Below are 13,328 nucleotides of genomic sequence, written 5' to 3'. Positions count from 1 at the left end.
GTGAAAGGTTCTGCTATTCTTTAAGACATAATTGCCGTAAAATCATACCTTTGTAGCCTCAAAAAGATTAAATAAAGTACGACAACAATATGTTTGAAAATCTTTCGGATAAACTCGACAGGGCGTTCAAGGTCCTTAAAGGACAGGGATCCATTACAGAAATAAACGTGGCCGAAACCATGAAGGAGATCCGTAAGGCGCTCCTGGATGCCGACGTTAACTATAAAACAGCCAAATCATTTACAGACGATGTAAAGCAAAAGGCTATTGGTGCAAATGTATTGACGGCGGTTTCGCCGGGGCAGTTGCTTACCAAGTTGATGAACGACGAGCTGGCGGCCCTTATGGGTGGCACAACAGCCGAGCTTGACCTGTCAAAATCGCCAACTATTATTTTGATAGCAGGTTTGAATGGTGCGGGTAAAACAACGTTTACCGGCAAGCTGGCTAACTTTTTAAAAACACAGAAAAATAAAAAGCCGCTGTTGGTTGCCGATGATATTTATCGCCCGGCGGCTATAACGCAATTGCAGGTTTTAGGCGAGCAGATAGGTGTACCGGTATATGCTAATTTAGAGTCGAAGGACCCTATCGCGATAGCAAATGAAGGTATTGCTTACGCCAAACAACATGGGCATAACGTGGTAATCATTGATACCGCGGGCCGTTTGTCTATAGACGAGGCCATGATGGTGGAGATTGAGCAGGTAAAAGCCGCTGTTAACCCGCACGAGATCTTGTTTGTAGTTGATGCCATGACCGGCCAGGATGCCGTTAATACCGCAAAAGTATTCAACGATCGGTTGGATTTTACCGGTGTTGTATTAACCAAGCTTGATGGCGATACCCGTGGTGGTGCCGCGTTATCTATCAAATCAGTAGTTAACAAGCCGATCAAGTTTATTGGTACCGGCGAGAAGATGGAAGCGATTGACGTTTTCCACCCCGACCGTATGGCCAGCCGGATTTTGGGCATGGGCGACGTGGTATCACTGGTTGAGCGTGCGCAAATGCAGTTTGACGAGAAGGAAGCTGCCGAGCTGCAAAAGAAGATCCGCAAAAATAAATTCGACTTTAACGATTTTTACAGCCAGATCCAACAGATCAAAAAAATGGGGAACATGAAGGACCTGATGGGCATGATACCGGGCGTTGGTAAAATGATGAAGGATGTAGAGATCCAGGATGATGCTTTTAAAAATATCGAGGCCATTATCCAATCCATGACTCCGGGCGAAAAGGGAAACCCTGACAGCATTAACCAAAGCCGCCGTGCCCGTATAGCTAAAGGGTCGGGTACCGAATTGGCCGAAGTAAACAAACTCATCAAACAGTTTGAGGATATGCGTAAGGTAATGAAGCAAATGAGTAACCCTGCCGCCATGGCAAGCATGATGAAGAGGATGCCGAGGTAAAGCCCCCGGTCCCGTAAAGGGGGAGAAAATATAAAGCGGCTATATGCCGCTTTTTTTATTACAAACAAAATAGCTTATTATTACGTAAGATAGTAAGGCTATGAATAAACTGAAAATATACTTTATTGCAGGATTAACATTGGCTACACTTGCGGTCAATGCCCAATCGCCGGGTGCGGTAATCGATGTACAGCATTATGGCTTCCACGTTCAGCTAAGCGATGCTACTGATAATATTAAAGGTAAAGCCGAGATCCTGGTTAAGTTTTTAGCAGCGCCGGGATCGTTCCACATCAACTTGGTAAAAAAAGGTGTTAACGGCAAAGGCATGACCGTGGGCCGGGTGTTAGAGAACGGCAAGGCTGTCCGCTTTCAACAGGATAGTGATGTGGTGAAAATTTATACCAAAGCGGCAGAAAGCACTACCAAAACCTATACTGTTTTTTACGAAGGTATCCCGGCTGACGGCCTGATCATATCTACAAATAAATTTGGCCACCGTACTTTTTTTGGCGATAACTGGCCCAACCGCGCGCATAACTGGATCCCTTGTGTAGACGAACCTGCAGATAAAGCATCGGTCGATTTTACAGTTACCGCGCCCGATCATTACCAGGTTGTAGCCAACGGGTTAAAGATCAGCGAAACGGCCTTACCCGGTCAGCTTAAAATAACCCATTGGCAGGAAACCGTAGCGCTGTCAACTAAAATAATGGTTATTGGCGTTGCCGATTTTGCTATTGATCACCCTAAAGATGTTGATGATATCCCGGTTTATACCTATGTGTTTCCCGAGAGTGCTAATGCGGGCTTTAAAAGCTATGCGGTAGCCGGCGAGATATTACCGTTTTATATCAAGCATATCGGCCCGTACAGCTACAAAAAGCTGGCTAACGTGCAATCAAAAACCATATTTGGCGGCATGGAAAATGCCGGGACTATATTTTATTTTGAAGACTCGCCGCAGAGCAAGGAAATAGAAGAACTGATGGCACACGAAATTGCCCACCAGTGGTTTGGCGATTCCGCCAGCGAGAAAAACTTTCATCACCTATGGTTAAGCGAGGGCTTTGCCACCTATTTAACTAATTACTACCTCGAAAGTAAATATGGCGCCGACACCCTTAAAAAACGTTTGACCAAGGACCGCACTGCAATAATAAAGTTTGAAAAGAAACGCTATACCCCCGTTGTTGACACCGCGGTAAAAGATAAATACATGCAGCTGCTTAATGATAACAGTTACCAGAAAGGTAGCTGGGTGTTGCACATGCTGCGCCGCAAATTAGGCGATGGCGTGTTCTGGAAAGGCATTAATACTTATTACCTCAAATACCAAAACAGCAATGCAAACACGACGGACTTCCGCGAAGTAATGGAGCAAATTAGCGGGCAGGACCTGAAAGCCTTTTTTAAACAATGGCTAAATACCGCCGGCCACCCCGATATAGCGGTTAGTTGGAAGTACGATACCAAAACACACGTTGTAGATCTAAAAGTTGACCAAAAGCAGAAGGATCTATATACATTTCCGTTGGAGATAGCTATTGACGGCGAGCTGCATACAATTAATATGACCGACCAGTCTGCAACCATGCATATAGCCGCGGGCAAAAAATTGCCGGTTATAAAGGTTGATCCGAATGTGAATTTGCTGGCCGGTTTTACGGTTGTGGGAATGTAAGGGATTTAGATTAGCTATTTTATGAATAAGCCTGTGCTAACATAAATACATTCACATGAATAGATTGCTTTTAACAATCCAACTTTTTATGTATTTCTTAATAGTTACGGGGTGTTACACTACCAAGGGTACAGGGGCGGTCTCAAATGACGATGGTGAATATAGATATTCAATATTAAAGAGCTCCCGTATTAACAGAGCTGTTGTTTATGGCACTTTTAGTGAATTTGAGGTCGATAAGATCATCCCTGTCGGCACTTTACGATTAAATAACGGTATTATAAATAAAGTAAAGATCGACGGATCATTTTCATTTGCTGTACCATCCGGGGTATATTCCTTTGAAACGCGAGTAATACCCTATGCAATCTGTAAGACAAAAAAATTCAAACTTAGCGACGGGGATACACTCCGTTTAGATTTTAGAATTAAAGGCACTCGTGAGGTACTTCATTAAGCATGTCTGTTTAATTACTTGCCTTACAGCTTACGTTTCCGCAATATTCAATAACGTAATGGAAGCACTTGTTTATCAATGTTTACTCATTTTTACATCGATAATTTTTTAACCCGCCAATAAATCAGGATATTAGTATAGATATGAGAAAATCTATACTAATCATCTTACTGCTAATCACCCAAACAACAGTGTTTGCCCAATTCACGGTGAGCCCCGACCAACATTATATCCTAAAAGACAACAAACCGTTCTTTTGGATGGGTGATACCGCCTGGGAGTTATTCCATCGGTTGAATAAGGAAGATGCTGACGTTTACTTAAAACACCGCAGCGAACAGGGTTTTACGGTTATACAGGCGGTTGCCCTGGCAGAGTTTGATGGGTTAAACAAACCCAACCCCTATGGCGAGAAACCACTGATCAACAATGACCCCGCAACACCAAACGAAAACTATTTTAGACACGTTGACTACATTATTGATAAAGCCGCCTCCTATAACCTCACTATTGCACTATTGCCAACCTGGGGCGATAAGATAAATAAAGCCTGGGGCGTAGGGCCCGAGATATTTAATGTTAATAATGCAGCCGTATATGCCGAATGGCTGGCCAAAAGGTATAGGGATAAGAAGAACATCATTTGGATATTAGGAGGCGACAGGAACCCGCGCGGCGATGCAGATATTGCCATATGGCACGCAATGGGTTTGGCCATAAAGAAGGTAACGAATAATAAAGCCCTGATTACTTACCATAGCCAGCCTAATGAATTAGGATCGGCACAATGGTTCAGGAACGAAACCTGGTTTGATTTTAACATGTTTCAAAATGGCCATTGCAGGGATAATGCAAATTATCAAAAAGTTTTTAAAGCCTATAACGCCCTGCCGCTTAAACCTGTAATTGACGGTGAACCGCTGTATGAAGATCATCCCATCTGTTTTAACGCTGCCGACCTGGGTACATCAAGCGCTTACGACGTGCGCCATTATGCTTATACCGATCTTTTTGCAGGGGCTTTTGGCCATACTTATGGGTGCCATGATATCTGGCAGATGTATTCGCCGGCTAATGAACCCATAAATGGCCCTCACTTTTATTGGAACAAGGCGATAGACCTGCCCGGCGCTAAGCAAATGCTGTATGTAAAAAGGCTCATGGAGTCACACCCGATCCTTGACCGCGTGCCCGACCAAAGCCTGATCATAGAGAACGACCTGCCGCCAATGGCGCGCATCCAGGCAACCCGCGGGAAAGATTATGCCTTTATTTATTCATCCGAAGGAAAGCCATTTACTGTTGTGATGGGAAAGATCTCCGGCGAAAAAGTAAAAGCTATTTGGTTTGATCCACGGAGCGGAAAAGTAACGCCAGCCGGCGAAGCTGATAATACCGGCACTAAAAAATACTATCCGCCCAACTCGGGCTATGGTAACGATTGGGTGCTGGTGATAGACGATGCTTCGAAAAATTATAAATTATAGCCAAAGCGATGTTTTCTTTAGAAATGCATATCTTACGCTAAATAAACTTTTATCATAAGTGTTAGTTAAAACCTTTGGCAGCGCCGTTTATGGCATCGAGGCCATCACCATTACAATTGAGGTTAATATCAGTGGCGGTAATATCTATTATTCGATAGTTGGCTTGCCGGATAATGCTGTACGCGAATCCTGGCAAAGGATAGAATCGGCTTTAACCACTAATAGTTTCCGGATGCCCCGCCAGCGCATTATTGTAAATATGGCTCCTGCTGATATTAAAAAAGAGGGATCGTCTTACGATTTGACCATTGCAACCGCCATACTTGCGGCCTCGGGGCAAATTAATTCGGACGAGCTGGACAAATACTTAATAATGGGCGAACTGTCGCTTGATGGGGGCTTGCAGCCAATAAAGGGAGCACTTTCCATCGCCATACAAGCCCGTAAAGACGGGTTCAACGGTTTTATCCTTCCCAAACAAAACGCCCGCGAGGCAGCCATTGTTAATGACCTGGAAGTTTATGGTGTTGAAAGCATAAAAGAAGTAGCAGGTTTCTTTAATGGCGATATCGTGTTAACCAGGGAAGAAGTAAATACGCGGGAGGAGTTCTATAATAGCCTCTGTAACTACGATAGTGACTTCAGCGAGGTAAAGGGGCAGGAAAACATAAAACGGGCTTTAGAGATAGCCGCAGCAGGCGGGCATAATGTGATATTGATAGGCCCGCCCGGGGCGGGTAAAACTATGCTGGCACGAAGGCTGCCATCTATACTACCGCCGTTAAGCTTATACGAATCATTAGAAACCACCAAGATCCATTCGGTAGCGGGTAAGCTGTCGGCTGCTGATGCGTTGGTAACAATACGGCCGTTCCGGTCGCCCCATCATACGATATCTGATGTCGCTTTAGTAGGTGGCGGGGGTAACCCGCAGCCGGGCGAGATCTCATTAGCCCACAATGGTGTTTTGTTTTTGGATGAGTTGCCTGAGTTTAAACGCAGCGCGTTAGAGGTAATGCGCCAGCCTTTGGAAGAGCGCCGGGTAACCATATCGCGTGCAAAATTTACGGTTGATTACCCCAGCAGCTTTATGTTGGTGGCCAGTATGAATCCGTGTCCGTGTGGTTATTATAACCATCCCGAGAAGGAATGTATCTGCCCGCCTGGGATGGTACAGAAATATTTAAGTAAGATCTCTGGTCCGTTGTTGGATCGTATTGATTTGCATGTCGAAGTAACACCGGTAAACTTCAGCGAACTGGCATCAGACCGGTTAGCCGAGAAAAGCGAACTCATCCGCGAACGCGTAATAAAAGCGCGGGAGGTACAAATAACCCGTTTCGGCAACAAGCCCGATTTACACGCCAATGCCCAAATGAGCCCGAAGATGGTCCGCGAGCTGTGTAAAATAAGCGAAGCCGGGCAAAACCTGCTTAAAAAAGCGATGGAAAAACTGGGATTGTCGGCAAGGGCTTACGACAGAATCCTTAAAGTATCGCGCACCATTGCTGACCTGGCGGGCAGCGAAAACATACAAATAGAGCATTTAGCCGAGGCCATACAGTTTAGAAGTTTGGATAGAGAAGGCTGGGCAGGGTAGGTGGTTATTTGAATTACTATAGGATCTCCCAAAATATAGAAATCTCTGATAAAGAAAAAGCGCCACCCAAATACGGATGGCGCTTCTTCTTTATATGCCTGCTATCTTTTATATAGGATCAACATCATTAGTTACAAGGTTGTAAGAATATAAGGTAGTTACGCCATTATAAGTTACACTCATTTTTGCCATATGGTTACCCAAAAACGTTATAGTGCCGCTAAAGCCGCCGGTTACAGGGCTTCCGCCAACTTCCAGATAAGTTATGTTTGATACAAAATTAACGCTGCCGCCGGTAATATCAGGAGACGCGCCCCTTACGTTTACCAAAAGGTTATTTAGAGAATATTTGGTATCGTTATAATTGTAATTAGTAGTTGCATGTGAAGATGGGTTGACGTTTGATGTGCGGAACGACGTACCGATAGTACCATACATAGCAACCACGCTAAAATCAGCACTTGCATTTTGTACTGTGTAATTTTGACCGGTTATGTACCGGTTAAATACCGTTGAGGTTTTATCTGTATAAGTAATACTGTCAGACAGGATATAGCCATCAAGCGAGTTTGTGCTGCAGGTATAAGTAAACTTGTACTTGCTGTCTACAGTGGTAGTAGTATCATGTTGCATGAAATCAAAATACAACGTAGTATCTATAGTCATACCGCAATAAGGTGTAACTGCATTTACCCTGCGGCCACCTTTTGGAGCAGCGGTAATGGCAGAAGGCGCTTTTATGCCGCTGCCAATATTTGCGCCGCCATAACCACCTGTTAATGATCTGTAAAGATTAGTAGCAATTTGTTTGCTTATAGCAAGTGTTTGTGCGGAATTTTTATTTGCTGAAGGTGCAGGCTCTGTTACAGATTTGCTGCAGCTGCTATAAATTAAAACAGCTGCAAGAGCAGCTAAAGTAAATTTAAATGTTGATCTCATATAGATGTCTTATTAGGCAATACTAATTACAATAACATTGTACAGCAACTAACAGTCAAAACATCGGCCAAAAAGCATATTACCTGTATTTATAGAGCCGGTTGTTGTATGCAACTTAAGCTTGGGGAATAGAATGTAGATATTTGTCTACGATATGGGATATCTGTATTATCCTTTGTTATAGCGATACTAAAAATAGCATTTGCGTGTAGGGTCATTAAAGCTTGAGCGCGAGCTTTTGTTGTTTTTTAACATGATGCCTAATGAGATCTCATGCGAGCCATAACCTAAAGCGCCTATTTTGTTAAGCGAATAATCAAACGCGTAACCAATGCGCACGTTTTCGGTGGCAAAAAACTCAATTACAGCAACAATTGCGCTTGATGTTGGCAAATCTTTCTGCAGGTTGGGTTTATTATAAAGCGGGATAGACGTACGATAGGTTGTTCCTAACCAAAGCCTTTCGTTCAATAATAAAAAAACGTTTGCATCCATGCTGGTTGGTACAGTAGGGTTGTCTTTTATAAGGATGGATGGTTTTATCTTGGTATCGCTATTTAAATCAAATATGGCGCCTACGGTAAAATACTCGTGCGGTTTGGGTATGGGTACACCCAGGGCGTTAGCGTTTGCAGTTGTATGCATATATTGGGGTATCAAATTATCAACTGATGCCCCTATAAAATAATCATCATTGGTATATAAAAACCCCACCCGCATGTCGGGCGACAGGAAACTATGGTAACCCGTGGGGATATAATTATCGCCGCTTTGAACCGGGTTTAATTTGTTGCCATCAATACCCGCTTGTATAAACCCTAAACCCAGGCCAAAAGCCAGCCTTGAGTTTTCATCCTCGCCTATTTGTATGCGGTAAGCATAATTTGTATAAAGGGCCACATTGCTTTGTGCACCCAACTGATCATGTTGTAATAACAACCCTAACCCCACCTTATCGTGAGCTACCGAACCATCTGCGGCAAGCGAGCCTGTTTGCGGTGCGCCGGTTAACCCGGTCCATTGCGAGCGGAAAAAGCTATTGATATAAAAATCACTCTTATAGCCGGCATAAGCCGGGTTTATGTATAAGCCATTAAACACGTACTGGCTAAACTGTGCGTCTTGCTGTGCTTTCGCTGTAATAAACGTTGTTATTAAAATAAATAATACAATTATCTTTTTCATTATATTTTCGTCCTTAACAGGGTTAAATAACCTTTATAAGTATCCCACACTCCGGCTTTATTCTTTGCTCTCAGCACATAATAATAAGTGCCCTCTGCCAGGCCAGAGCCGTCCCAGTCATTTTTATAATTTGTTTTTTGATATACTGTATTACCCCACCTGTTTATAATAGTTAATTCATTATCAGAGTAGGTTTCTAATCCGGGTATCACAAACGTATCATTCACACCATCGCCATTTGGCGTAAACACATTTGATATCACTAACGGATAAACCTGCTGGACCGTTTGATCAACATTGTTAGCCAGAATAGGGTCAAGCTCTTTGCCTTTAATATTAACAATACTTTCAACCAGCCCTGGTGATAAAACCTTAACCGCTATTACCAGGTTAATTGGGTCGTTTTCTTTCACTTCAGTAAGCAACCAGGTTATTTTGTGTGTATCAGCGTTATACGTTACTATGCCTTTGTCATACGGCTGAGACACATAAGCCAGGTTAGCAGGGATAACATAGCTTACCTGTACATGGGTACCAGTAATCGGGCTATTATTGTTAGCGGTTAGTACAAAGGCAAAAATATCGCCCGGCGCTGCTTTGACATTTGTTGATTTAATATTAACCTTTAAATCCACCACCGTATCAGGTTTGATAACCGGGTTAACAACGATACGTACACCATCGGCCATTACAGACGGGCAACCTTCGGCATTAAAAGCTGTTACCGAATAAATGCCCGCTGTATTAGCTGTATAGTCTTTTGATATGGCCCCGCTTATCTTCACCCCGTCCTTATACCATTGGTAAGCTGCAGCATGATCGGCATTTCCGTGTAGAACAATAGTTGCCCCTTCGTTGATGTTAAAAGTTGTATACCCACCCTGATTTGCAGGGGTTTGGGCATAAGCCATACTTTTAATTATCAACAATGCGCATATAACTATTATTCTACACAAATGCCTCATCACGGTCGCTGCACGCTATTATTTTTAGTTAGCTGTTATCGCTGGTTTGGTTGGCAGCGGCGTAATTACAATATCTTTTGTATTTGTAGCCGCGCAGGTTGAATTAAGTGCGTAACTTGTTTTAACACCGAAAGTTACAGTAGCTGCCGTAGTTTCGTTAGTTACAGTGTAAGTACTTGATGTAGCACCCGATATATCAGTTCCGTTCCTGGTCCACTGGTAGTTTATGGTATAGCCTGTTGACGGTGTAACATTAGCTGTTAACACGGTAGAGTTAGTTGCTACAGCACACATTGAGCTGGTTGGCGTTGTTATATTAACACTTAACTGCGGTAATACATAAATTTGCAATGGGTCTGACAACGGCGATGTACAACCGTTGGCATTTTCTGTGACAACCTGGTAGGTATAATAACCGGCTGCGCCCGATGTTTCGGTGTAAGTTCTGCCGGTTTGATTGGTATCCTCTTGCCTTACACCATTCGGGTCAACTTTATACCAATGGTATTTGGCAAAGTCAACACCGTTGTCTTGTGGGCCTGACAAAGAAATTGTCGAGCCGTAACATACTACTTTAGCAACAGCACTGGCTGTAGCCGGAGGCGCCGTAGTGGCATCACTTGGCCCGGCAGTTACCTGGGCAGACGCGATAAAAGTAACCATCGATAGTAAGAGTATCAGGATGGCTGAGAGGGTCAGGGATCTTTTTTTCATGATTTTTATTATTTAGTGGTAGTTAATGGGTTTGTTTTATAGTGTTGTAATACCCGGCTTTGGCGGGTTTGGGTTAATTGTAACTGTTGTTTGTACCGGCGACGATGTGCAGCCCGTAGCCTTGTTTTGTTCTGTTATGGTATAAGTGCCGCTCAGGCTTACTGTAGGGTTGGTTACGGTGTTGCCATTGCTGTCTTTAAAAAAATAGTCGTACGTATTTGTATCATAACTTACTATGGTTTGCGTTAAATTATAATTGCCACAGGCCGTATTTGGCCCGGTTAGTGCTAAAACCGGTATAGGGTTAAGCACCACATGGATATTTTGGCGGTAAACCGGGGCAAAAACAATATCATCAACCGCGAAATCATTACCGTTGGCAATAATATTTTGATTAACCAACGCGATTGGATAGGTTCCGGCGGTGCCCGAAGTCCAGGTGGTGGTAAAGTATTGCCAACTACCCACGGTAGCTGATGGGGTGATGATGCTGCCCAGCGGGCTGCCAGCTATAGAAAACTGCAACTGCGCCGGGTTTGTCGGGGTTGTTGAAGTAACCCATACCGAGAAAACATAATCTGTATTAGCCAATACGGTAATACTTTGTGACCACACAGTAACATTAGCTGTTGCGGCCCCGTTAACTATCAGCATATTTCTTTTATTTGCCGGGCTGTTACCGGTGTGGTCGGTAAAGGCGCCAAAGGAACTATGAAGCGCGCTTGGGTCGGTATAAACCCCGTAGGTTCCTTCCGCATATAATGCGCTTGGAGTACCGGTCTTAGGCATATAGGTATAAGCACTGGTAAAGCCGCTATTACCACTGGTGAAATCGCCATTTGTTACCAAAGAGGAGCCGGTAACCTGCCACCAGTAATCGCCCGAAGCATTTACTGTTAAAGATGTGCCGGTTGTGCCATCGTTCCAGATAAGATTTCCATACCCAGGCACCGTGGTTGAAGTCAACGTTGTGCTTGTACCGCAAACAGTTACGTTCTGGGTAGCGGGGCCTATTAGAAATTTAAAAGGTGATTTAAATTGGGTAAAAGAAGTCCCGATGACCCCTGCAAGGAGAAAGCTAAATAAGATATTTTTTATTTTTCGGGGCAACATTACGCGCACAAATAATCAACCGTGTTTTAATTAACAGGCAAAGCATTTTTACGTAAAAAGCCTTAAAAGTGTTACGATTGTTTAAAGCCCATACGAAGAATTTTTCGCTTTAGTTAACCGAGCATGAAACTTTTTTATCCAACACCAAAGCGTCCGGGGGTTGTTTATCCCCTAGCTGCGCATGTAACTGGTTGATTATGAGAGCATTGTGGCGGTGTCTAAATCAACTGTCATTATTAATATTTGTTGGTAACTATATCATGTTGTTTTAATGTCAAAAAAAATGTTGATAAAAATTAACCGAGTATTAATCGCAGGTTAATGTGCTGAAGTGGACAATGTCCTGCTTTTGTCCACCGATGGTATAGCAAAATCACAGATAAAACAATATTTTTATGGCCAATGCCATCAACCCAATATTTAAAAAAGATAAGGCCGGTGCAGCTAATAGCTGTTATTTTTTTCACGGTATCCGGCGGCCCGTATGGGTTGGAGCCTTTGTTAGAATATGCCGGGCAGCACGGGGCATTACTGGTATTATTGATCACGCCATTGTTGTGGGACGTGCCGGCCATTTTTACGGTGCTGGAGTTTAACAGCATGATGCCCGTAACCGGCGGATATTATAAATGGGTTAAATACGCTTTAGGTACCCGTTGGGGGTTCTTTGAGGGGTGGTGGACCTGGCTTTATACCTTCGTTGATCTGGCTATATACCCGGTACTATTTGTGGAATATGCATCCTTCTTCTTTCCCGGCCTGCAAGCATATAAGGTGCCGGTATGCCTGGTAATTATATGGGCATCTGCAGGCCTAAACATATTAGGTATAGTACCCGTCGGAAGGGTTTCGTTGTTTTTGGGTGCCGTTGTATTAGCGCCTGTTTTGATCCTTTTTGTACTGGCCTTTTATCACCACACTGGCGGCCTGACCATACAGTCGCCCTCATTACATGGTATTACGTTTCCATCGTTGGGTATGGCCCTGTATACGGTAATGTGGAACTGTTTAGGTTGGGATAATACCACAACCTATGCCGAGGAGGTTGAAAAACCCGTACGCTCTTACCTGGTGTCTATGTTCATCGCCTTTGCTTTGGTAATTGTTATTTACTTCCTGGTGATATGGGTAGCGCAATTATCAGGCATCAGCCCGGCTGTTTTAACCGAAAACGGGTTTCCGGCTGTAGGGGTTATAATCGGCGGACATTGGCTGGGTGCCCTGCTGGCTTTGGGTGGTATGGCAAGTACATTGGGGATATATGCGGCAGTGCTGTTATCTGTATCGCGCGTTCCGCAGGTGATGTCGGAAGATAGCCTCTTGCCGGCGCGTTTAAATAAGCTCCATTCCCGTTTTCAAACCCCGTATGTTTCAATCATCATCTGCTCGGTTATTGTAAGCCTGATGATATTATGGACATTTGCCGATCTGTTAATAATAGATGTAACTGTTTATGGCGCGGGCCTATCGTTAGAATATATCGCGTTGATCAAACTACGCATTAGCGAGCCTGATACCGTCCGCCCGTTTAAGATCCCATTAAACATTACCGGTTTGTGTTTTATGTTATTGCTGCCGGCATCGGTTTATTTTGTAGCTCTGGGTGGCGCTTTTTCGTCATCACCAGAAACCATTAAGCCCGCCGTATTTGCAATTTGCGCATTAATGAGTGCCGAGGTAGCCTGGCGTTTACTGGGTTTACGAAAATTGTTTAAACGCTAATATTGTACTAAAAATTAGTCATTACTTACAATTTAATACAGCTTTGA

Annotated in this window: 11 protein-coding genes; 6 read left to right on the top strand and 5 right to left on the bottom strand. The window is 43.7% G+C overall.

What is annotated here, in order from left to right; translation table 11 throughout:
• The first annotated feature begins 89 nt into the window (after positions 1–89).
• From ffh to ABIB50_RS04885, 5 genes are all read left to right on the top strand, one after another.
• Entirely contained in the window at positions 90–1,415 is a 1,326-nt protein-coding gene (gene ffh, locus ABIB50_RS04905; protein ID WP_429377761.1) for a signal recognition particle protein, read from the top strand.
• A 100-nt stretch (positions 1,416–1,515) separates the two neighbouring features.
• Positions 1,516–3,099 (top strand): M1 family metallopeptidase, encoded by a 1,584-nt coding sequence (locus tag ABIB50_RS04900; RefSeq protein ID WP_429377759.1) that lies wholly within the window; start codon positions 1,516–1,518, stop codon positions 3,097–3,099.
• 55 nt (positions 3,100–3,154) lie between these two features.
• A complete protein-coding gene (locus ABIB50_RS04895; RefSeq protein ID WP_429377757.1) occupies positions 3,155–3,556 on the top strand; it encodes a hypothetical protein in 402 nt (133 codons plus the stop codon).
• 143 nt (positions 3,557–3,699) lie between these two features.
• Entirely contained in the window at positions 3,700–5,043 is a 1,344-nt protein-coding gene (locus ABIB50_RS04890) for a glycoside hydrolase family 140 protein (RefSeq protein ID WP_429377755.1), read from the top strand.
• 58 nt (positions 5,044–5,101) lie between these two features.
• A complete protein-coding gene (locus tag ABIB50_RS04885; RefSeq protein ID WP_429377753.1) occupies positions 5,102–6,643 on the top strand; it encodes a YifB family Mg chelatase-like AAA ATPase in 1,542 nt (513 codons plus the stop codon).
• A 108-nt stretch (positions 6,644–6,751) separates the two neighbouring features.
• Here ABIB50_RS04885 and ABIB50_RS04880 read toward each other — a convergent pair whose 3' ends face one another.
• From ABIB50_RS04880 to ABIB50_RS04860, 5 genes are all read right to left on the bottom strand, one after another.
• Positions 6,752–7,582, bottom strand: coding sequence for a hypothetical protein (locus ABIB50_RS04880; protein WP_429377751.1), 831 nt, complete (start codon positions 7,580–7,582; stop codon positions 6,752–6,754).
• Positions 7,583–7,771: 189 nt separating this feature from the next.
• The gene (locus tag ABIB50_RS04875) at positions 7,772–8,767 is read right to left on the bottom strand and encodes a PorP/SprF family type IX secretion system membrane protein (RefSeq protein ID WP_429377750.1); all 996 of its coding nucleotides are present in this window, start codon (positions 8,765–8,767) and stop codon (positions 7,772–7,774) included.
• Positions 8,767–9,678: a gliding motility-associated C-terminal domain-containing protein gene (locus ABIB50_RS04870; RefSeq protein WP_429377748.1), complete on the bottom strand. Its 912-nt coding sequence runs from the start codon at positions 9,676–9,678 to the stop codon at positions 8,767–8,769. Before ABIB50_RS04870 ends, ABIB50_RS04875 begins: the two co-directional genes overlap by 1 nt.
• 78 nt (positions 9,679–9,756) lie before the next feature.
• Positions 9,757–10,446 (bottom strand): hypothetical protein, encoded by a 690-nt coding sequence (locus ABIB50_RS04865; protein WP_429377746.1) that lies wholly within the window; start codon positions 10,444–10,446, stop codon positions 9,757–9,759.
• 36 nt (positions 10,447–10,482) lie between these two features.
• Positions 10,483–11,559: a hypothetical protein gene (locus ABIB50_RS04860; protein ID WP_429377745.1), complete on the bottom strand. Its 1,077-nt coding sequence runs from the start codon at positions 11,557–11,559 to the stop codon at positions 10,483–10,485.
• A gap of 402 nt (positions 11,560–11,961) precedes the next feature.
• Here ABIB50_RS04860 and ABIB50_RS04855 point away from each other — a divergent pair, with 402 nt between their 5' ends.
• Positions 11,962–13,281: an APC family permease gene (locus ABIB50_RS04855; RefSeq protein ID WP_429377743.1), complete on the top strand. Its 1,320-nt coding sequence runs from the start codon at positions 11,962–11,964 to the stop codon at positions 13,279–13,281.
• Positions 13,282–13,328 lie beyond the last annotated feature (47 nt).

This window comes from Mucilaginibacter sp. UYCu711, assembly GCF_050433825.1.
Lineage (GTDB): Bacteria > Bacteroidota > Bacteroidia > Sphingobacteriales > Sphingobacteriaceae > Mucilaginibacter.
Note: the sequence above shows the minus strand (reverse complement) of the source record. Positions and strands in the feature narration are given on the sequence as shown.